We start from the raw sequence: 20,481 nt of genomic DNA, 5'->3' as shown, positions 1-20,481 counted from the left end.
ATTACGATCCGATCACACTTAATATCCCTACAAACGACACTGAGCCCACAGCCGGCATATCGTGGTCTTTGCTAAGGTACTAGCTATAGACTTTCATAAATTTACACGCATGGCAGATATCCATCCTCCCCAGGTCGTTGCCGAGCGGCCTTGGCTATTATGGGCTAGTCTAATCGCACTAACAGCCATTGCTGCCTGGCTGCTGGGTCGTCTAATTGCGGTTGCCTTCAACGTCATCCTTAAACGCTTACTGTCTGGCGAGGCGGAGGTGTTCTACAGCCGGGTGATTCAACCGCAACAGGGACTGTTGGGCAACGTGATCACCCTCGGCATTCTAGATACTGCCATCTTGCTGCTGCTGCGCCTGGGGCTGCAGGTGCGCTGGTATTGGCGGTTGGAGACGCCATTGACGCTGATATTCACCCTGGCCCTGGGCTGGTTGTTTTCCAGGTGCTTTAAGGCTTACTTCGACACCTATCTCTTGGATGCGGCCCTGAAGAGTGGCCGCAAGACCAATAGTGAGCTACTCATCCTAGGCAAGTTCCTGGCTAACTTTGCCATTGTGGTGATTCTGGCCATTATCTTTGGCCAGACCCACGACATCAATGTGATTGGTCTAGTGGCCAGCTTGGGAGTCGGGGGGATTGCCGTTGCCTTTGCCGCCCAAAAGGTGTTGGAACAGCTCTTAGGGGGCATCGTTATTTATGTGGATCGGCCCTTTGGTGTCGATGATTATATCGGCTTACCCGATGGCACGTTCGGTCGGGTCGAGGCCATTGGTCTGCGCTCTACCAAGGTGCGGACTTCCGGCAAGGGGACCCTGGCCATTGTGCCTAATAATGCGGTGATCCAGACAACGGTGGAGAACTTCACCGGCGCCAAGAAACTAATGGCCATCGTCCATTTGAATATCTATCGCTCCATCAGCGAAGAGGAACAGGCATTGATTCGTCAGGTCATTATTGAAAGTACCCGCGATATCTTCGGCATTGATTCCCGCAGTACCGACATTGCCTTCCGCGAGCTGGGACCTGGTCAGACCCAGGTACAGGTCACCTTCTTTATTCTGGGGTCGGGAGAGGTATCAATGGAACTGCGCCGCCAGGTACTGGATGTGGCTAGCCAAAACCTAACGGCTCAGCTGAAGACCTACGGTATCTCCTTTGATATTGAGGAACCTACTATCTATGTCGATTCGCCCATCACCGTCTAAATGAACTGGCAAGACATCGCACGGGTATTGCAGCTGGATTTCCCTGAAATTCCGAAGCTGGCTGTCTTTTTTATTTCGTTATTACTGGCCCTGTTAATCGGTCGATATACCCCGGGCATTGTTCGGTTGATTATCCGCCGCTTTTCCCCCAATCAGGTTACGGATCTCTATGAAAACCTGATCGACCCGATTCGGGGGGCCTTTAAACTGGCGGGGACCCTGATCCTGGTGTCGCTGTCGATGGCCTGGCTGCAGCCGGAGTACCAGAGTCTGTTTAATTTCTTCAGTCCATTTGTGGACCTGGGCGTGATTGCCGGCGTCGCCTGGCTAGCCTCACGTCTGTTTCGTCAGTTTGTGCGCGTCTATGGCATCGACCTGCTGAAGAAATTGGGGCGGGAGGCCGATGAATTACTGCTGGTGGTGGAGACCTTGGTCAATGTGATCATTGGCTTCATTTCGGTATTGGCCTTTGCCCAGAGTCAGCGCTTCAATCTGATTGGCTTGATGGCCAGTTTGGGAATTGGGGGGTTAGCGGTCGCCTTCGCCGCCCAGAAAATCCTGGAGCAGCTCCTCAGTACGGTGGTGCTGTATTTGGATCGGCCCTTTGTGCCGGGAGAGTATATTCGCCTGCAAGATAAGCAATTGGGCCGGGTAGAGTCCATTGGCCTGCGCTCGACCAAGATCCGCACGGCGGCCAAGAGCACCCTGATCATCGTGCCCAACTCCACCCTGATGAGCATGGACATCGAAAATGTCAGCCGGGCGAAGAAGGTGATGGTCTTGCTCTATATGGACTTCACTAAGCCTCTGACCGATGAAGACGCGGCCCTGGTGAGACAGGTGGTCTCGGAAGGGACGGACGCGGTGTTTGGCATCGATCCCGGCAGCACCAGCATTGCCTTTACCGGGCCGCCGGGGCGGGAAGAGTTGAATGGGGCCCGCCAGCGGGCTCGGGTCACCTTCTTTATCCTCGGCTCCAATGAAAATTCGATTCAGTTGCGCAAGCGGCTGCTGGAATTAGCCAATGAGACCATTGCCCAGCGCCTTAGTGGCTATGGCATCAAGTTTACTGTGCAGGAGCCGACGATGTATGTGGAGTCGCCGGTGACGATGTAAGTGATTCGAGGATCTAGTCTCTCTGGACTTGCTTTGCTACCAGCCCTGGCCATGGGGTTGGTGGGTCTAGTTTGGGCTTGGCCAGCCCTGGCCCTGTGCCCAAAGGATGTCGGTGATGCGATCGCACCTGTCACCACCAGCCCAGAACTCCGCCCTGCTCACCTGGGGATTGCCGTGGAAACCCTGGCAGGGGAAGTCATCTATCACCAGGACGCCGAGCAATTCTTCATTCCTGCCTCCAACGTCAAACTCTTCACCACCGCCGCCGCCTTGCATCACCTGGGCCCCACCTACCGGATTCGCACCTCCCTCTATGGCCGAGTCCAGCAAGGGCTAACTAGCCTGCGGGTCGTGGGACGCGGCGATCCTACCCTGGGCCCCCAACAGCTGCGGACCCTAGCCCGCCAACTCCACGGCCAGGGTATCCGCCGGGTCAGCCAGCTACTGGCAGACGACAGCTACTTCCAAGAGCCCGCCGTTCACCCCAATTGGGAATGGGAAGACGTGCAGGCCGCCTATGGTGCTCCGGTCAATGGCCTGATTCTGAATGAAAATGCCGTCACTCTCACCCTCACCCCCACCGCCCCAGGCCACCCCCTAGGCATCAGCTGGAGTGATCCCACCGCCGTCGACTCCTGGTCCATTCGCAACAGCACGACCACTGCCACCGCTGACGAGGCCGCCACCGTGGGAGTCGAGCGAGCCTTAGCCGCCGCCACCCTCTATCTACGGGGGCAACTACCCCAGGGCGGTGCTCCCGACACCACAGACCTGGCCATTCCCGATCCGGGGCGCTATTTCCTAGAGCATCTGCGGCAAGCCCTGCTGGAGACCGGCATTGCCGTCGGGGCCACGACACTGACCAGGGAGCCGGTTGCCCTAGAAGACTCGGAACTGGCCTGGGTAGAGTCGCCCCCCTTGGCTACCCTACTGGTGCCCACCAATCGCGACAGTCATAACCTCTATGCCGAGGTGCTGTTTAAGACCCTAGGCGCCACCCAGGCTGTTCCCAGTGAAACCGCTATCGAGAATATTCTGGCTACCCTGGGCATCGCCCCGGAGCAGATAGTGCTGGTGGATGGTTCTGGCTTATCTCGCCATAACCTGGCCACACCCCAGGCCCTCGTAGACGTGCTGCAAATCATGCATGGCCATCCCCAGGGTCGGGTCTTGCGCCAGTCCCTGGCCGTGGCGGGTCGCTCCGGCACCCTGCGCCATCGTTTTGGCCAAACCCCAGTGGCCAATCGCTTCTATGGCAAAACCGGCGCCGTCACCAATAACTTTTCCCTGAGCGGCTATCTCTATCCCCCCGACCACGAGCCCCTCGTCGTCAGTCTCATCATTAACCACGCCGACCACCCCGGCCGGGTGCTGCGACCCCTGATCGACCGCATCGTCATCACCCTAGCCCAACTACAGCCTTGCTAATGGTGTCCATCTAGCCATCTGCCATTGATAGAGTTTGCGGGCAAGATAGAAGGCAATGATGGTGCATTTTCAGGTCGACGGCACAGCACGCCCAAAAATGCTCTCCACAATACAATGCAAAGAGGCTGTTAGGTATGGCACGAACTCTAGCAGCGGCGGACGTTACTCTGCGTGATCTCAAACAATCCTTTGGCCTCAGCTTGACCACCGCCGCCGACTTTTTCACCGAGTGGTTTGTAGAGGTCGAGCCACCAGGCGTTTCTCATTGGCCGATGTTGCGATCGCAAATGATGCGGTAAATACCCCGACACAGGACCGGGGGTTAGGCCTTTAGTCTTGGTCGAACTTGCAGCCAGCCAAAGAGCTAACCGACGGTGAGGGGTAGGGCTTTGGCAATGCTCAGCATACCCCTTACAAATCCTTCAGGGGATAGAGATTGAGTCAAGCAACATCCCCATTTTGGTGGAACGCGAAACAGACGAATATTGCTGAAGATGGTAAAGGAGCGTTGATTGACGCAAGACACGATAGGAGATCTTATGCGACGCTTTACCATTGGAACTCTGTCCGCACTGGCACTAACCGGATTGGTCGCGCCTACTGCCCTGGCAGATACCCACGTGGAACGCAGCGAAGCCGCGGCCGAGCAACTCTCCGCCGAAGACATCACCGCCTTCGAATTGACCTATTTGGCTTTCCGGGGTGAATTCGAAGAATATGGCATCCCCGCTGGTCAGTTTCTCGTTCAGGAGTACCGGGATGGCGAGGTCACTGCCGAGAGCATCGTGACCACGGCAGTAGACCACAATTATGTCAACGAGGATGTCCTGGATAATTCTCTGTATGTCGACCAAGTCGGCGACTTCCTGCAGATGCTAGAAAGCCATGATTCATAGGTCATCGATTTTGAATCGCGGCTAGCATCGAGTCCAGCTCATGGCCTAGAGCATCCTCTTAGTTAACCGCCAGATCTGGACTTGATCACAATACACCGCAAAAAGCCTGCCGACGGGCCAGGCTTTTTTAAGAACCATTAAGTCGCGCGTCACATTTTCTAGGGGGGCGGGCACCAGTGGTAGCACCTCAAGGGAGCCCCTGATTTCGAGGGAATGGCCAGCCATGGGGATCGATGTTCTCTGTCTTGATGGAGACCTGTCACATCGTGAGGGGTCTATGACACATTAGGGCAGGAGGACATAAATCCTATGGATCAGCCACATAAGCAGCTTGAATTACTGAATCAGGTAATTAGAGGCGCATTGTCGCTGGAGGAGGGATCAACTTCAAAAAAGCTGATATTTTTCATCCGCCGCTCATTGGCACAAATGGGACTCCAGGGTGAATGGCAAGAAAGCGAAGTTCTGATTGAAGCCTACCTGCGTACCCGCGAACGGGTAATGGCAGGGGAAGTCATCAGTAACTTCCCTGGCTATTTGGCCCAAGTATCTCAGTACATTCTCCTAGAAAAACGTCGACAACGGCAGCGCAATCACAATATCAATCAAAAGCTATTCCGCTCGGGGTCTGATGTCGTTTCCTCACCAGAGAGTTCCTATGGCGAGGGCATCAGTCAAGAGACGGTCAGCTCCCTATGGAGCTCCTTTCATGCCCTGGCGGAACGAGACCAGCAAGTTCTCATGCTTAGGATCGTCAAAGGTCACTCCTGGAAGGAAATTGGTTATTTTATGGTGGAGGAGGGATTGGAAGCAAACTATACATCTGCGTTAGTGGCCAAGCTCAGAAAGCAGGGTGAACGAGCCCTAGACAGGCTGAGAAAACGGATGCTATCCGTCGATAACTCATGATGGCTGACTACTTCAAGGAGTCACTGTTCAAAGAACATTAGCTAAAGAAGGTTGGTGCAGTTTTTATGCAATCATCAGAGGAATCCCTACAATTCAGAGCCTCGTTAGATGGTTCTTCCGAAGAACACAGAAAGGTTCTGACCGAGTATTATCACCTAGCACGACTACCAAAATTATCTCAACAACAGGCTCGGAGAATACAGGATATTCTGGCCATGGCAGACTGCGACGATGTCATGGGGCTGCTGATCAATGAAATCGATGAGCTCACCTTCCAGGAATTGGGATTCTACGATGAGGCCCATCAATCTTACTGTCAAGACCAGGTATCTCGGGTTCAGGAATATGTGTTGAGTGAAGCAGAGCGTAAACTCTTGCTCTCGTCTGTCTTGGCGGCAGATAGACACTCGATCGGCGTTAGTCTCTCCACCTCGGGTTATCCCAGGATGGAAATGGTCTATGATTCCAGTCAGACTGACCGGCAAGCCCTCCAGAAGCAGTTGCAGTTAGATGACTATTTATTCTTCTCGGGCTACGGGAATAATTACCCCCACAGTGATGATATAGATGGCTATCATTGCTTGACTGGTGACAAGCATCGATCGATTTATGACTTCCTCAAGCAAGAGTCGATTTCTATCTTTGCGGCCATGTCTTTAACCTTGCTAGTTATTGTCCTGTTCTAACCAGGCCCCAAGACGCTCACGGGGCATCGTGCCCGGGCAAGGCGCTCTCTACGTTATGCCAAGCAATTGCAACGCACCCCAGACTCCAGGCCAGTCAGTGACGCCTCGAGCAGTGCTGCCAATTACATGCGATAAGAATGACGGAGTCCTGCCCCCCGCAATCGTTTGATCCCCTCATCAACTGGACTTGCTGGGAGGCGTGGGCGGATTCCGATAGGGCAGGGGGATATAATGCCCAGCAGACTGATGGATTTCCGGCGGTGAATCATTAGAATCACCCGGCTCCCTCGTTGTGCTTCCAGGCTGCGGATGGCATTGAGCCGTCGCCGCTGCACCTGAGGTGACTAGGGGGCTGAGGCCGTTTGCACCCGCTCGATCAACGCCTGGATGCGACGGTAGTGGGCGCCTTTCCAGTAGATCTGGCGGCAGTGCTGACACTGGGCAAATTCGTCGTAGTAGAGGCGGGTGTAGTAGGGCAATTGGTCGGCAATGGTGGCTTTGTCCACTAGGCGCAAGGGGCCGTTGCAACGGGGGCAGCGTTGCAGCGGCGAGACGGCCGCCTGCAGCTGGAAGCGCTGCAGCACTTCGATGATCTGAATATCGGGATGTTCAGAGCGCACGGCATAGCCGTAGGTAACAATGCTGCGCTTCAGCAGGCCCCGATCTTGAGTGAGTAGAATACGCTGTTGCTGGCTGGAGATCTGGGCCAGGTCATCGTCGTGGTAGTCGTTGCGGTAGAGGGTGTCGAAGCCCAGCAGCCGCAGGTAGGTGGCCAGTTTGCCCAGGTGCACATCCAACACGAAGCGCCCCTGGGCCAGGGGCGGCGGTTGCACCCGCGATAGGGCGGTGATATCCAGGTGGGTAAATTGGGGATAGACGCTGATGCAGTCATAGGGCTGCACCAAATAATCGAAGCTGACGGAAGTCCCATGGACTAGAATCAGCGCCACCTCAGGATGGGGCACTCCCAGGGCTTCGATGGCGTCCTTAATCGATCCCCGCTCCTTGATGTAACGATGAAACTGCCGCTGGCGGCGAAACGGCGGCAGAAAATCGTTCAGGCTGCCGTAAAAGCGAAAGTAGGCGTGGGGCATGGGGATCAAAACTGCCACAGGCGACGGCGGCGGCCGGCTCAGAGAGATTAGGATTAAGACACTCTCTCACGAAACCCGTGATACCTTCACTCCCTATTTTTTCCCATGAAATCAAATGGCTTAAACCTCGTCTTAACTATCGTCACGGTTCTGTTGATGGTGGGCTATGGGCAACCAGTCATGGGCTGTACGCAACACTTTCCGGCAGAGACTTCCCCAAGCGATACGGTAATGCGGGCACCGCTAGAGACCCCGGTGCAACTGGGTCACCAGCAGGGGGCTCTGATCGAGTCGGAGACTATAAGAGTAGAGTTTCTCGAGATCACGGCAGATTCCAGGTGCCCGTCGGATGTAGTTTGCATTCAAGCTGGGCAAGTCACGGCCAGGCTGCGGGTCAGCCTCGCGAGTGAGGAATCCACCGTCCAAGACGTTATCAGCCTCACCTTGGGGGCCGCTGCCGGGGACCAGGCCATGGCAAAATTCGATAGCTATACCATCGAATTGATTGAGGTCGATCCTTATCCGGTCAGCACTGAGGAAATCGCCCCCTCTCAGTATGTTGTAACGATTGTTGTCTCTGAGGCGTAAAGCCTTGGGCACTGCATAAAAATGGGGTGGCTAGGTCAATTGCGATCGCACGCTAACTAGTGCAGTAATCATTCCATCAGAACTGCACTGATTTATACCCAAATCAACTGGCTAACCACTTACAACTCGAAGAACTGACTAGGCAAGAATGCAAGAGACACGCAGTAGGAGCTAGGCAATAGACGATGGGCAAGACCCCCAATTCTGTCTTTCGGTTTCTCCTGAATACTGGCTCCTAAAGACTGACGTTAGAACCATTTTGCCGCCGTTTTTTTACCAGGAGATGTAGCGCATGGCCGCCCATTATTACCCCCATCACCATCGCCCTTTTCACAGCTGTCACCTCAACCCGCGGGAATGTATCGTACCGTCCTACATTCTCAAGGAGATTGCCGACAAAGGGAGTCCCATTCAACAGGAGCGAGCTCGCCAAGAGCTGATTCGAGCCGGGCAATTTCGCGGCCAGCGCCAGCAGATCGCAGAACTCGTCGAGCGTCACAGGGCTCAGGCGGCTGCTGCCACTAAACAGCGGCTCGTCTATACCGCCGACCAAAATACGACACTGCCTGGCAGAAAGGTGCGTGGAGAAGGAGATCCGGCCACTGGCGATGCCGCCATCGATGAGGCCTACGATGGCTCTGGCGCCACCTATGACCTGTACCAGGAGATCTATGGGCGTCACTCCATCGACAACCAAGGCATGGATTTAATCTCCACCGTGCATTACGGCGTCGGCTACGACAACGCCTTCTGGAATGGGGAGCAGATGACCTACGGTGATGGTGACGAAGACCTGCCAGAGGATGAGCGCCTCTTCAATCGTTTCACCATTGCCCTGGATATCATCGCCCATGAAATGACCCATGGGGTGACTCAGTTTGAAGCGGGGCTGGTGTATCGGAATCAACCCGGGGCGCTGAATGAATCCTTCTCTGATGTCTTCGGGGCTTTGGTCAACCAACGGGTCAACCACCAGACTGCTAAGGAGGCCGATTGGCTGATTGGGGCTGGCCTCTTCACCCAAAATGTCAATGCCAAGGGGATTCGTTCCATGAAGGCGCCGGGGACGGCCTATGATGACCCTCGCTTGGGGAGAGATCCCCAGCCTGCCCACATGGACGATATCTATACCGGACCCGATGACAATGGCGGCGTCCATATCAACTCCGGCATTCCCAACCGAGCCTTTTACATCGCCGCCCTGGACATCGGCGGCTATGCCTGGGAGAAGGCGGGTCGCATCTGGTACATCACCCTGCGGGACAAGCTGGGGCAGACGGCTGATTTTCAAGAGGCGGCCCGACAAACCCTGCTGGTAGCCGCTGACCTGTTTGGTCAGGGCAGTTTGGAGCAGCAAGCGGTGCGCAAGGGCTGGAGCGAGGTGGGGGTGGGGGTGGCAGCCCCGGCTGGCAATGGCTGCCTCAATACCGCTACCAATCCCCTCAAGTACTTCTTCATGCAGCGATAACGAGAGCTGAGCTGACGGATGATGAATCGGCCTAGTGCCGATGGCAGCCTGATCAGAGTTGATTCACCATGGGGATGGGGCCAGTAGAGGATGACCATGCAGATTGACTTCGAACGCCGGGGGGGCTTCGCTGGCATGGCCACGACCCTGTCGGTAGACACAGACTCTCTGCCAGCCAATGAAGCCTACGAAATCAAAGAGTTGGTCTCGGTGGCGAACTTTTTTAGCCAACCTGCCAACCTGACGGCAACCGCACCGGGGGCGGCGGATCAATTTACCTATACTCTGACCGTCAAGGATAACGGGCGGCAGCATACCGTCGAAACCACTGATACGTCAGCGCCGACGGCCCTGCGGCCGCTGCTGCAGCGGTTGACCAAGATGGCTCGCTCTGCCCGGGCCTAACCCGACGTTAGCCTACCCATTAGCCATGGTGTCTGAGAAATTTCGCCGCCAGCTGCGACAAGAAGCCGAAAGCTGGTGGCAGCAGGGAGTTATCGATGCGGACCAGTATGAGCAGCTGGCGGTCCGCTATCAGTTTTCACGCCCTGGAAAGCGATGCCAAGCATCGTTTCGTGTTTATCCTGATGGGCCTAGGCGGTATCTTGCTGGGGTTGGGCGTCATTACCTATGTGGCGGCGAATTGGCAGGGATGGCCCCGGGCGGTGCGGGTCGTGTTGCTGCTGAGCCTGTTGATCGGCGTCAATACGGCGGGGTTTTATCTGTGGCGGCGCCCCCCGACTCAATCGGGACGCACCCTGGGGCCATGGCTTGCTATTGCTGGGGGCTCTAGTCCTGGGCGCTACCTTGGGCCTGATGTCCCAGATGTTTCATCAGAGTGGCAATCTCTACGAGTTGTTTCTGGTCTGGGGGCTGGGGGTACTGGCCATGGCCTACGGTCTAGAGCTGGTCTCTTTAGGCATCCTGGCATTGCTGCTGCTGACCATTGGCTATCAGTTAGGGACCCTCGACTGGGGAGGTAGCATGCCCTCCGGCTGGCGACTCGTGTTGCAGCAGATGCCGCTGGTCTTGGCAGGACTATGGTTGCCTCTGGCTTACCGCTGTCGTTCTCGCTGGCTATTCGGCCTGGCGGCGGCGGCGGTAACGTGGGCGTTAGTAGGTAACCTCTTGGTGCTGGCCCGGGATTACGGCAGTGGCTGGCTGTGGGCTCTGGCGGTGGGTCTTCCCCCGGCCTGGCTGTGGGCCTATGGGGATACCCTCTGGCAATGGCGGCAGCGCCGTCAGCCCTCCGGCACCTCTTGGCGGTTTCAACCGGTGAGTCGGGCCCTGGCGGTGGCCTATCTGGCTGGGATGACTTATCTGCTGGCCTTCCATGGCCTCTGGCGAGACTATGGCACCATTTGGGGCCGGTCGCAGCCCCAGTCCTGGCCCATGCTGGTGAGTGTGATGGTACTCAGCGTGGTGGCGGCATTGGGCTGGGTGGCCATCCTTCGCCAAGGTTGGCAGCAACGGCAGTGGCCTAGCTGGGCTCTCCACAGTGGCACTGTGGCCGGGGTGATTGTGGTGGCGGCGGGGACTGTGCTGTGGCATCGACAGCTGATGCCGCTGCCCCTATGGGCGCCGTTGATTTATAACCTGTTGCTATTTGGCTTGGCCCTGGGGTTATTGCGGGATGGCTTGGCGTTGGGCAGCCGCGGCTGGTTCTGGAGTGGCATGGGGCTGTTGGTGGTGGGCATCCTCAGCCGCACTTTGGAGTACAACACGGATTTTATTGCTGAAGGCGTTGGCCTTTGCCCTCTGTGGGGTAGCGATGATCGGGGCCGGAATCTGGTTTGAGCGCCAGGTGCGCCCCACGGTGTCATCATGACCTCGCCATGACCATACTCAGGAGACGATTGCCATGACCCAACACCCTATCCATACTCGTCATCCCCACCCCTCACCCTGAGCCCACCGACACCACGGCGGCTCCGGTCAAACGGCGGCAGATCTGGCGGTTTTGGGCCCCGCTGCTGGTGCAGATCGCCCTGGTAGTGACGGTGCCAGCCCAGAATGCCTATACCTTTGTGACCGGGACGACGGTGGTGCTACAGACGGTGCCGGTGGATCCCTATGATGTCCTGCGGGGGTATTCTCAGACGTTGAGTTATCAGGTGTCTGATCTATCCCAACTGCAGCAATTGCCAGGGGGAGATGTCTTGGCTGGCGCGGGCACTGCTGGTCGCTTTTATCTAGTGTTGCAGGCCCCTGATACCGCGGGCTCGTCTGACGCGAGCTCGGAGCCGACCGACCCCCTGGCAGCCGCAGCGGCTGAGTCGACAACGACCGACGGACCTGGCTCAGAATCAGGTGGCCCTGCAAGGATGGATTACCCAGACAGGACAGGTTCGCTACGGCTTGGAGAGTTATTATCTGCCGGAGAACCAACGGCAGCAGATCAATCAGACCATTGCCCAGACCCAAAGCCGCGATCCCCAGGCCCTAGTGGCGGGAGGTGAAGGTGGATGGCCGGGCCAGGCCGTGCCGATCCGGTTGTGGGTGCAGGATCAGCCCTATCGCTTCTAGAGATGCCAGTAAAACAGCAGACTGCTCTGGCCAATCAGGCGGTGGGTCCAGGGTCGTTGGGCTAAGCTCTCGGGGGTGATGCGATCGCAAGCCGTTAAGGCCCGCTTAAAGAACTGTTCTACTTGGCTAAACAGCTGGGGCTCCGCCGTAGTCAAGTTGAGTTCATCGTTGTGAAAGAAGCTGCGGGGGTCGAAGTTGGCACTGCCGATACTGACCCAGATATCGTCCAGCAGCAGCAGCTTGCTGTGCATCATACTGGGTTGATACTCATGGATGGCAATCCCTGCCTGCAGTAATTGCCGGTAGCGGCACTGAGCCGCATGGTAGACAAAAGGCTTATCGGTCAGGGGGCCCATGGTCAGGATGCGAATGTCTACGCCCCGGTTTTGGGCGGCAATCATTTCGTGGCGGGTATTGAGGTCGGGCAAGAAATAGGGACTGGCAATCCAGACCCGGTGCTCCGCCGCCATGATCGCCACCTGCAACAGGGAGCGAATGGAGGAATGCGATAGGTGGGGTCCTCCCCTGGGGGTGACCAGAATGCGGGGATAGCGGGTAGGGCTGGAGGTGAGGTTACGGTGTTGAAAGTCGACTCGACCGCGGGTGTCTAGCCAGTGCTGCAGGAAAATGCCCCGTAGCACCGAGACCACCTCCCCCTCCAGGGCGATTTCGAAGTCCAACCAGGGGTGATGGCCGCCGACGATGGGGGCTGATCCCACAAATCGGAGACACCAGCCCCGCCGATCAGGGCCCAGGCACTCATCCACCAGCAGTAACTTGCGATGGGTACGGTCCAGATAATCTAGGGGAGAGCGCCAGTTGAAGCGATTGAAAAAAGCCCCACCTGAATCCCGCCTGGCGCAGGGTCTTCCAGTGCGAGAGGGCAGTGACTTGACCCCGTAGCTATCGGCGATGAGCTTAACCTGCACCCCCTGCTGAGCCTTATGAATCAGTGCCTGGGCGAATTCATCCGCCCGTCGCCCCGGGCTCATGTAAAAGGTCTCAAATAGGATGGAGCGTTGGGCCGATGCGATCGCATCTAAGCGAGCCCGGTAGATCGCATCGGACCCGATCCAGAATTGCGTGGCCTGGCCCTGGGTAATAAACGAGTCAGACAGACAGGCCAGGGTGAAGTCAAAATCAGTAGACTGGGGCGACGGCAGCCGATTCAGGTGATAGCGGAACTGACGCCGGAAGGCGCCAAAAGAGATAGAGGACGACCAGCACGCTCAGTCCCACCCCCCAGCAGCCACGAACCTGCTAATGCCTGCAGCCAAAGCCCAATATGCAAACCAATGCCTCAGTGGCAGGTCAACCTCCTAGCCCATCATACCTGTCAGTCTCTAGAACTGTTGTCCTCCACACCCTGGCAGGATCGATATACCGTGTATCTATTCCGTATCTATTCCGTACCTTTAGGAGATCATGAAACCATCGCGGTTAAACTCAGGGCTCGGGCTTTCCATTGCAACGCTACTGGCCATCATTGCCACCCTGGCCATCAACACCCTCTCCAACATCATTCCCCCTGGAGGCCAAACCGTCGGAGAAATCGCCAACACGACCCTAGATGGGGTCTTAATCACGCCGGCCAATTACGCCTTCGTTATCTGGGGAGTGATCTATGTCGGACTCATTGCCTATGGCCTCTATCAATTGGGAGCCGCCCAACGCCGCGATCCAGCCCTACGACAGGTGAATCGCTGGTTAATCACTGCCTGCCTAGCCCAGATTGTCTGGATCTTTCTCTTTACCAGCCAGTGGTTCGGCGCCTCCACCGTGGCCATGGCCGTGATCTGGCTCGCCCTCATGGTCAGTTATCTCAACCTAGACATCGGCGTTGGTCGTTCCTCCTGGCGGCGGCGCTGGTTTGCCCAAGTTCCCATCAGTATCTACTTTGCCTGGATTACTGTGGCCACCATCGTCAATGTGGCCTGCGCCCTCTATGCCGCTGGCTACACTGCCGCGGCAGTGCCCTGGACCGGCATCATGCTCGGCGTCAGTGCCCTAATCGGAGCCCTGGTAGCCTGGCAACGCCGAGATGCTGCCTTTACCTTGGTACTGGTTTGGGCCTATGGGGCCATTGCCGTTCGCCATGGCGACATCACAGGGATTTGGTTGGTAGCGGTCATCGCCGCCATTTTTGTCCTAGTGACTCTGGCCTGGAGTCGCTACCGACGACAGCCCCAGCCTAATTCCTCTCCTCGGCCCTAATGGCAGCAATCAACCGACCATTCCTGCCCCAGCCAACCACTAGTCGCCAACCTCATGCCCCAGTCTACTGGGTAGCCCCTATCGTCCAATGGCAGGGCTAACAGCTAGAATCATCAGCATCCATAGCAACCGTGCACGGTTGCGGTCAGGTAGCTCCCTAGTCTAAGCATATGAGCAATGTTCAACGTCCTAAGCTACCTGACAAATGTAATCGTTCACCGTGAGGCACAGCTATGCCGGGTCCTGTATTGCAGCACAATGGGATCTTTGCTGACCATGTCTTCACCCGACCACAGCCAGGGGAAGTCCTAACCTGTTCCATTCTGGTGGTAGGGGGCTCCACTGCCGCCTACAGCGCTACTCTGACGGCCCTGCGAGCCAATGTCGATGTCTGCTTGGTACAGCCCCAGGCTGTCGTCGGGGGACAGTTTACGGCCCAAGCCCTGCCAGCCTCCGACGATGGCGATTTACTGCGGCAACGGGCCACCCTTGTGGCCCTAGATGGCGAACAATTTGCCATCTCCCGCAGCCAGCGAGCCTTTCGGGAACGACAGCGAGAGCTGCAACCCGTCAACGGCCGTCGGGATCCCAATCCTGGTGGCGGCTGGGTCAGCCCCTTTGCCACCACCCCGGTGGTGGCCGCCACAGCCATGAATGAGGCCATCAGTCCCTATCTAAATAATGGCCAGTTACGGCTGATTCCCTGGGCAGATCCCGTGGAGGTGTTGTTTGAGCAGGTGTCTTCTGAGTCGAGCCAGCGCCGCCAGGTAACCGGGGTAGTCTGCCACGATCGCCAGCGCGGTCACCAGTTTACGGTGATGGCCAAGGTCACCCTAGAAGCCACTGATCTAGGTGATTTACTCGACATCGGCGAGATTGACTCTCGAGTCGGTCAAGAGGCTCGCTTTCAAACCGGAGAGGCCATCCTGCCCGACGAGCCTCGGCCCCAGTGTCAGCAATCGATTACCTTCGATGTGATAGTGGAACGGACGCCTTCGGGCCAGGGTAAACCTATTGGTGCCCCCCCAGGCTATGACCAAGATCCCTGGCTAAACATCCACGAATTCACCAGCCGATTTTGGACCAAAGATGGCCAAGGGAAATGGCAGAAATGGGATTTCTTTAGCGACTTCGGCATCTTTCGCTATCGTCGCCTGAAACGCTCCATGCTCTACGAGAAAGCAGTGGTCCCCGGCGACGTGACGGTAATCAATTGGGGCACCTCTTCGGAGCCGGATCGCACTTTCTGCTGCGGTAACGACTATCGTCCCGGGCGGCTGGTGGGCGTCAGCCGCGAGGAACGGCAAAAACACAGTCAGCGGGCTCGGCACCGCACCCAAGCCTATATTCACTTTCTGCAGACCAACGGGGTGGCCGATCTGAAGCCCCGGGGAGACCTCACCTGGACCAGCGATGGCATTGCCCTAGAGCCCTATGTACGGGAAGCGCGGCGCGGCGTAGCCCTGACTACCATTCGCCATGAGGACGTAGCCGAGCGCTTTTTCCCGGATCAGGCTCGGGCTCGCTGCTTCAGTGATTCCGTCGGCATTGGCCAGTACCATTACCTAGATCTCCACGGCAATGACGAACCCGGCCATGTCTCACCTAAGGGCAAAGAAGTAGTGGCCTTACCCTTCACCCTACCTCTGGGAGCTTTAGTCCCTTTCAATACCGACGGTCTCGTGCTCTCGGCCAAGAGCTTGGGCACCACCCATATCACCAATGCTGCCTACCGCATGCATCCGGTAGAGTGGGCCATCGGCGAGGCCAGCGGTTTTCTGGCCGTGTTTGCAGTCTGGACTGGTTTAGCGCCTCGGGTCTTAGCCACCGATCAGGCTCACATCCGCAAAATCCAAGGATTTCTCACCCGCAATGGCATTCCCATTTTCTGGTTTAACGATGTCGCCCATGACGATCCTGACTTTGAAGCGATTCAGGTGCTAGCCACCGCCAACGTTGTTCGCAGTGAAAGCCTAAAAACCCTGCACTTCCGTCCCCATGGCAGCGTCTCCAGGGCGGTGGTCGCCGCGGCTCTGGTCAATTTATTGGGCCTAGAGAAGAAAACGCCGCCTCGACCCACCTTTTTAGATGTTCCCCCTGGCGGCCATTGGGCCTACGAGGTGATAGAAACCCTCCATAGCCATGGATTAATTGCCGGTGTCGGTGGCAATCGCTTTGCCCCAGATCAGCCCATGACCCGGAAACAATTGGGATTTTTAATTCAACGAGCTGCCCCCGAGGTGCTGGATCTAGCCTTTGCCCGTACCCCTCGAGATAATCAGTGGTTACAGCGACGAGAACTATCGCGGGTGCTCTATGAGGTGATGAAAGCCTAATTCCAGGCCGAGGATTTGGTAGCGTTATAAAAGTGTTATAAAGTAGCCCACTCCAAAGTTATGGTCACTGCCTTCCTCGAGCGACTCCAAAGTCCAGACCATTCCGTGATCGTTTTCGATGGCGGCATGGGTACCAATCTACAGGTGCAGAACCTCACTGCCGACGACTTTGGCGGTCCCCAATACGAGGGCTGCAATGAATATTTGGTGATCACCAAACCAGAGGCGGTGGCCAAGGTGCACCGAGATTTTCTAGAGGCCGGTGCCGATGTGATTGAGACGGACACCTTCGGCGGTACCTCGGTGGTGCTGGCGGAGTATGACCTGGCGGATCGAGCCTATGAGATCAATCGGGCGGCGGCTCAATTGGCTAAGCAGGTGGCGGCAGACTGTTCTACCCCGGACAAGCCCCGCTTCGTGGCTGGATCGATGGGACCCGGCACTAAGTTACCCACCCTCGGCCATATTGACTTCGATACCCTCAAGGGGGCCTACGTAGAGCAGGCCCAAGGGCTATTGGCTGGCAGCGTTGACTTGCTGATCGTCGAAACCTGCCAAGATGTCTTACAGATTAAGGCGGCCCTGAATGCCATCATGGAGGTGTTTGAGGCCGGTGCCCGGCGGGTTCCCCTAATGGTCTCGGTGACCATGGAGCAGCAGGGCACCATGCTGGTGGGCACCGAAATCGCAGCCGCCCTGACCATCCTGGAACCCTACCCTATCGACATCCTGGGCTTGAACTGTGCCACCGGCCCAGACTTGATGAAGGACCACATTAAATATCTCTGCCAGCATTCTCCCTTCGTGGTGTCCTGTATTCCCAATGCTGGGCTGCCTGAGAACGTCGGGGGGCAAGCAGTCTATCGCCTGACGCCGATGGAGCTGCGCATGGCCCTGATGCACTTCGTCGAAGATTTAGGGGTACAAATCATTGGCGGCTGCTGCGGTACCCGGCCCGAGCATATTCAGCAGCTAGCCGAGATCGCCCAGGATCTGCACCTGAAGCAGCGTCCCGTACGGTTAGCGCTACAGCCCAGCCAGGAACCCTGGCCAGAGCCTCGGCCTCGCCTCAACTATGTGCCAGCAGCGGCTTCGATCTACAGTCCCCAACCCTACGACCAGGACAATTCCTTTTTGATCATTGGTGAGCGGCTGAATGCCAGTGGCTCTAAGAAATGCCGGGAGACGCTGAATGCCGAGGACTGGGATGGCCTCGTGGCCCTGGGCCGCTCCCAAGTGCGGGAGGGGGCCCATGTCCTGGATGTGAATGTGGACTATGTGGGCCGGGATGGCGAACGGGATATGCATGAGTTGGTATCTCGCCTAGTCACCAATGTCACCCTGCCGCTGATGCTCGACTCCACCGAGTGGACCAAGATGGAGGCGGGCCTGAAGGTAGCCGGAGGTAAGTGCATCCTCAACTCTACCAACTACGAGGATGGGGAAGAACGCTTCCTGAAGGTGCTGGAGCTAGCCAAGCGCTATGGGGCTGGGGTGGTGGTGGGCACCATCGATGAAGAGGGCATGGCCCGTACCGCTGAGAAAAAATTCCAGATCGCCCAGCGGGCCTATCGAGCCGCCTTGGAGTATGGCATTCCAGCCCATGAACTCTTCTTTGATACGCTAGCGCTGCCGATTTCCACCGGTATCGAAGAGGATCGGGGCAATGGTAAAGCCACCATGGAGGCGGTGGGCTTAATTCGGGAGAATTTGCCTGGCTGCCATATTGTGCTGGGGGTCTCCAATATTTCCTTTGGTCTCAATTCTGCGGCCCGAGTCGCCCTCAACTCGGTGTTCTTGCATGATGCCATGGAGCGCGGCTTAGATGCGGCCATCGTCAGTGCCGCTAAAATCCTCCCCCTGGCCAAGATTGAACCAGAGCACCAGCAGATCTGCCGAGATTTGATCTACGACCGCCGCCAGTATGACGGCGATATCTGCACCTATGACCCGCTGACTAAGCTGACAACGCTGTTTGCGGGCAAGAGTGTCAAGAAGAAGGAGGCCATCGCCAAGGATCTGCCCATTGAAGAACAGCTGAAGCAGCACATCATCGATGGCGAGCGGATTGGGTTGGAAGAGGCCCTGGAAAAGGCCCTCAAGACCTATGAGCCCTTAGATATCATCAATACATTTTTGCTAGACGGCATGAAGGTGGTGGGGGAACTGTTTGGCTCCGGCCAGATGCAGTTGCCTTTTGTACTGCAATCAGCGGAAACCATGAAGGCTGCGGTGGCTTATTTGGAGCCCCTGATGGAGAAGTCGGACAGCGATGGCTCCGGTAAAGGCATCGTGGTCATCGCCACCGTTAAGGGAGATGTCCATGATATCGGCAAGAATCTGGTGGACATCATCCTGTCGAATAACGGGTATAAGGTGGTGAATCTGGGCATTAAGCAGCCGGTGGATGCCATTATCCAGGCCTATCGCCAGCATAATGCCGATTGCATCGCCATGAGCGGTCTGCTGGTGAAGTCAACGGCGTTCATGAAAGACAACTTGGAGGTCTTCAATGAGCAAGGCATTACAGTACCGGTGATTTTGGGGGGAGCCGCCCTGACGCCGAAATTTGTCTACCAAGACTGCCAGAATACCTACAAGGGCAAAGTGGTCTATGGCAAGGACGCCTTTTCGGATCTGCATTTCATGGATAAACTAATGCCTGCCAAGGCAGCAACCAATTGGGATGATCTGCAGGGCTTTTTGGATGAAGTCGACGCACAGGCAGGCGGAGAAGACAAGGCAGAACAGGCGGTAGCAAACCGAGAGCAGCAGGGGGACAGCAGTGGCCAGCCGGTAGAGGGGAAAGAGCAGGTAGACGCCACGACTGCCTTGCCAGATACGCGCCGTTCTGAGGCCGTAGATTTGACGATGCCGCGACCAACTCCCCCCTTCTGGGGTACGCGGATTCTGAATCCGGAGCATATTCCCTTAGATGAGGTGTTCTGGTATCTAGATCTGCAGGCTCTGTTCGTGGGACAGTGGCAGTTCCGCAAGCAGAAGGGGCAATCACGGGAAGAGTATGAGGCCTTCCTGCAGGAGACGGTACATCCAATCTTGGCGGAGTGGACCCAGCGGGTGCAGACGGAGGCTCTACTGCACCCCCAGATTATCTATGGCTATTTTCCCTGTCTGGCGGCGGGGAATTCGTTGCATATCTATGATCCGTCGGTGGTAGATGGGAAGATGGCTCCTCCGGAGCCCATCGCCATCTTTGACTTCCCCCGGCAAAAATCGATGCGGCGATTGTGTATTGCTGATTTCTTCTTGCCCAAGGAGTTGGCACAGCCCGGCCAATTTGATGTCTTTCCCATGCAGGCGGTGACGGTGGGAGAAGTGGCCACGGCGTATGCTCAGCAGCTGTTTCAGTCAGATCGCTACACGGACTATTTGTACTATTACGGCCTATCGGTGCAGACGGCGGAGGCGATGGCGGAGTGGTGCCATGCTCGTATTCGTCAGGAACTAGGCTATGGAGACCAGGAACCGGCGACGATTCGAGAGGTCTTACAGCAACGGTACCAGGGTTCCCGCTATAGTTTTGGCTATCCGGCCTGCCCCAATATTCAGGACCAGGCGGTGCAGCTGGAGTTGCTGGCATGCGATCGCATCGGCATGACCATGGATGAAAGCGAGCAACTGTATCCAGAGCAGTCGACGACAGCCATCATTGCTTACCATCCCGTGGCCAAATACTTCAGCACCTGAGACCAATCTGCACAACCCCTGAAATGACTCCCAATTTTCGGACACAAGGCTAAGAGCAGTAATATGGCCTAGGGAGTAGTAACTTTTATGCCTACACTGTAGCCCCGCGGGTGATGTCTGAGACACCTCGATAGCATGGGCCACCGATGAGCTATTGTATTAGGTGGATAGTTTTGCGCATCAAAGCCCTAAATTTTAGAGCTATCTAGTCCATAACCGCCTCAAGCGGTGAAGCAGTTACTATAAAACTGTGATGTGGGTGATTTCAGGTTGCTCTGCCGACCTAGAGGATAACTGAC

General features: G+C 56.6%; 18 protein-coding genes and 2 pseudogenes. 17 read left to right on the top strand and 3 right to left on the bottom strand.

The genetic code is table 11. The features are described 5' to 3' along the window. Nucleotides 1–109 precede the first annotated feature (109 nt). From XM38_RS10525 to XM38_RS10500, 7 genes are all read left to right on the top strand, one after another. Nucleotides 110–1,213, top strand: coding sequence for a mechanosensitive ion channel family protein (locus tag XM38_RS10525; RefSeq protein ID WP_088429784.1), 1,104 nt, complete (start codon nt 110–112; stop codon nt 1,211–1,213). Next, nucleotides 1,214–2,329 carry a mechanosensitive ion channel family protein gene (locus XM38_RS10520; protein WP_088429782.1) on the top strand — a complete coding sequence of 372 codons (1,116 nt, stop codon included), beginning with the start codon at nt 1,214–1,216 and terminating at the stop codon, nt 2,327–2,329. Between the two features lie 33 nt (nt 2,330–2,362). Then, nucleotides 2,363–3,757, top strand: coding sequence for a D-alanyl-D-alanine carboxypeptidase/D-alanyl-D-alanine endopeptidase (gene dacB / locus XM38_RS10515; protein ID WP_137455071.1), 1,395 nt, complete (start codon nt 2,363–2,365; stop codon nt 3,755–3,757). A 134-nt stretch (nt 3,758–3,891) separates the two neighbouring features. Continuing rightward, the gene (locus XM38_RS25920; RefSeq protein WP_187329361.1) at nt 3,892–4,056 is read left to right on the top strand and encodes a hypothetical protein; all 165 of its coding nucleotides are present in this window, start codon (nt 3,892–3,894) and stop codon (nt 4,054–4,056) included. 240 nt (nt 4,057–4,296) lie between these two features. Beyond that, entirely contained in the window at nt 4,297–4,653 is a 357-nt protein-coding gene (locus XM38_RS10510; protein WP_080810655.1) for a hypothetical protein, read from the top strand. Nucleotides 4,654–4,962: 309 nt separating this feature from the next. Next, entirely contained in the window at nt 4,963–5,562 is a 600-nt protein-coding gene (locus XM38_RS10505; RefSeq protein ID WP_080810650.1) for an RNA polymerase sigma factor, read from the top strand. A gap of 215 nt (nt 5,563–5,777) precedes the next feature. Beyond that, entirely contained in the window at nt 5,778–6,248 is a 471-nt protein-coding gene (locus XM38_RS10500) for a hypothetical protein (protein WP_080810649.1), read from the top strand. Between the two features lie 122 nt (nt 6,249–6,370). Here the strand turns inward: XM38_RS10500 and XM38_RS28895 are convergent, their stop codons facing one another. Continuing rightward, nucleotides 6,371–6,583, bottom strand: a complete 213-nt coding sequence (locus tag XM38_RS28895; RefSeq protein ID WP_080810647.1) for an SDH family Clp fold serine proteinase — start codon at nt 6,581–6,583, stop codon at nt 6,371–6,373. A 9-nt stretch (nt 6,584–6,592) separates the two neighbouring features. Further along, complete coding sequence (locus tag XM38_RS10490) at nt 6,593–7,360, bottom strand: Mut7-C RNAse domain-containing protein (protein WP_202978870.1); 768 nt, start codon at nt 7,358–7,360, stop codon at nt 6,593–6,595. A gap of 87 nt (nt 7,361–7,447) precedes the next feature. Here XM38_RS10490 and XM38_RS10485 point away from each other — a divergent pair, with 87 nt between their 5' ends. From XM38_RS10485 to XM38_RS27650, 7 genes and pseudogenes are all read left to right on the top strand, one after another. Beyond that, nucleotides 7,448–7,930, top strand: a complete 483-nt coding sequence (locus tag XM38_RS10485; RefSeq protein WP_137455070.1) for a hypothetical protein — start codon at nt 7,448–7,450, stop codon at nt 7,928–7,930. Nucleotides 7,931–8,222: 292 nt separating this feature from the next. Continuing rightward, on the top strand, nt 8,223–9,398 hold the full coding sequence (locus XM38_RS10480; RefSeq protein ID WP_088429780.1) for a M4 family metallopeptidase: 1,176 nt from the start codon (nt 8,223–8,225) through the stop codon (nt 9,396–9,398). A 96-nt stretch (nt 9,399–9,494) separates the two neighbouring features. Then, complete coding sequence (locus tag XM38_RS10475; protein ID WP_080810687.1) at nt 9,495–9,803, top strand: protealysin inhibitor emfourin; 309 nt, start codon at nt 9,495–9,497, stop codon at nt 9,801–9,803. 95 nt (nt 9,804–9,898) lie between these two features. Continuing rightward, nucleotides 9,899–10,132: pseudogene (locus XM38_RS28890) on the top strand (DUF2157 domain-containing protein); the annotation flags it as partial. A gap of 82 nt (nt 10,133–10,214) precedes the next feature. Then, nucleotides 10,215–11,195, top strand: coding sequence for a hypothetical protein (locus XM38_RS10470; protein ID WP_391540783.1), 981 nt, complete (start codon nt 10,215–10,217; stop codon nt 11,193–11,195). A gap of 179 nt (nt 11,196–11,374) precedes the next feature. Continuing rightward, nucleotides 11,375–11,578 (top strand): annotated as a pseudogene (locus tag XM38_RS28885) (GDYXXLXY domain-containing protein); the annotation flags it as partial. A 28-nt stretch (nt 11,579–11,606) separates the two neighbouring features. Beyond that, complete coding sequence (locus XM38_RS27650) at nt 11,607–11,924, top strand: GDYXXLXY domain-containing protein (protein WP_137455069.1); 318 nt, start codon at nt 11,607–11,609, stop codon at nt 11,922–11,924. On the opposite strand, the gene XM38_RS10455 is transcribed toward XM38_RS27650, so the two are convergent. Further along, the gene (locus tag XM38_RS10455; protein WP_225889458.1) at nt 11,921–12,958 is read right to left on the bottom strand and encodes a phospholipase D-like domain-containing protein; all 1,038 of its coding nucleotides are present in this window, start codon (nt 12,956–12,958) and stop codon (nt 11,921–11,923) included. The genes XM38_RS27650 and XM38_RS10455 overlap by 4 nt on opposite strands. 391 nt (nt 12,959–13,349) lie before the next feature. On the opposite strand from XM38_RS10455, the gene XM38_RS10450 reads away from it, so the two are divergent. The 3 genes from XM38_RS10450 (at nt 13,350) to metH (ending at nt 20,182) form a co-directional block, all read left to right on the top strand. After that, nucleotides 13,350–14,138 carry a tryptophan-rich sensory protein gene (locus XM38_RS10450; protein WP_080810638.1) on the top strand — a complete coding sequence of 263 codons (789 nt, stop codon included), beginning with the start codon at nt 13,350–13,352 and terminating at the stop codon, nt 14,136–14,138. 233 nt (nt 14,139–14,371) lie between these two features. Beyond that, nucleotides 14,372–16,474, top strand: coding sequence for an FAD-dependent oxidoreductase (locus XM38_RS10445; RefSeq protein WP_080810636.1), 2,103 nt, complete (start codon nt 14,372–14,374; stop codon nt 16,472–16,474). A gap of 60 nt (nt 16,475–16,534) precedes the next feature. Next, nucleotides 16,535–20,182: a methionine synthase gene (gene metH, locus XM38_RS10440; RefSeq protein WP_080810634.1), complete on the top strand. Its 3,648-nt coding sequence runs from the start codon at nt 16,535–16,537 to the stop codon at nt 20,180–20,182. Nucleotides 20,183–20,481 lie beyond the last annotated feature (299 nt).

The sequence above is a fragment of the Halomicronema hongdechloris C2206 genome, from assembly GCF_002075285.3.
GTDB lineage: Bacteria > Cyanobacteriota > Cyanobacteriia > Phormidesmidales > Phormidesmidaceae > Halomicronema_B > Halomicronema_B hongdechloris.
The sequence above is the reverse complement of the archived record's forward strand: the minus strand, read 5'-3'. Positions and strand labels throughout refer to the sequence as shown.

What these genes read in the sequence shown, in the direction of transcription:
- XM38_RS10525 (WP_088429784.1), top strand. Translation starts at nt 110, where the DNA reads ATGGCAGATATCCATCCTCCCCAGGTCGTTGCCGAGCGGCCTTGGCTA.
- XM38_RS10520 (WP_088429782.1), top strand. Translation starts at nt 1,214, where the DNA reads ATGAACTGGCAAGACATCGCACGGGTATTGCAGCTGGATTTCCCTGAA.
- XM38_RS25920 (WP_187329361.1), top strand. Translation starts at nt 3,892, where the DNA reads ATGGCACGAACTCTAGCAGCGGCGGACGTTACTCTGCGTGATCTCAAA.
- XM38_RS10510 (WP_080810655.1), top strand. Translation starts at nt 4,297, where the DNA reads ATGCGACGCTTTACCATTGGAACTCTGTCCGCACTGGCACTAACCGGA.
- XM38_RS10505 (WP_080810650.1), top strand. Translation starts at nt 4,963, where the DNA reads ATGGATCAGCCACATAAGCAGCTTGAATTACTGAATCAGGTAATTAGA.
- XM38_RS10500 (WP_080810649.1), top strand. Translation starts at nt 5,778, where the DNA reads ATGGCAGACTGCGACGATGTCATGGGGCTGCTGATCAATGAAATCGAT.
- XM38_RS10485 (WP_137455070.1), top strand. Translation starts at nt 7,448, where the DNA reads ATGAAATCAAATGGCTTAAACCTCGTCTTAACTATCGTCACGGTTCTG.
- XM38_RS10480 (WP_088429780.1), top strand. Translation starts at nt 8,223, where the DNA reads ATGGCCGCCCATTATTACCCCCATCACCATCGCCCTTTTCACAGCTGT.
- XM38_RS10475 (WP_080810687.1), top strand. Translation starts at nt 9,495, where the DNA reads ATGCAGATTGACTTCGAACGCCGGGGGGGCTTCGCTGGCATGGCCACG.
- XM38_RS10470 (WP_391540783.1), top strand. Translation starts at nt 10,215, where the DNA reads ATGTCCCAGATGTTTCATCAGAGTGGCAATCTCTACGAGTTGTTTCTG.
- XM38_RS10450 (WP_080810638.1), top strand. Translation starts at nt 13,350, where the DNA reads ATGAAACCATCGCGGTTAAACTCAGGGCTCGGGCTTTCCATTGCAACG.
- XM38_RS10445 (WP_080810636.1), top strand. Translation starts at nt 14,372, where the DNA reads ATGCCGGGTCCTGTATTGCAGCACAATGGGATCTTTGCTGACCATGTC.
- metH (WP_080810634.1), top strand. Translation starts at nt 16,535, where the DNA reads ATGGTCACTGCCTTCCTCGAGCGACTCCAAAGTCCAGACCATTCCGTG.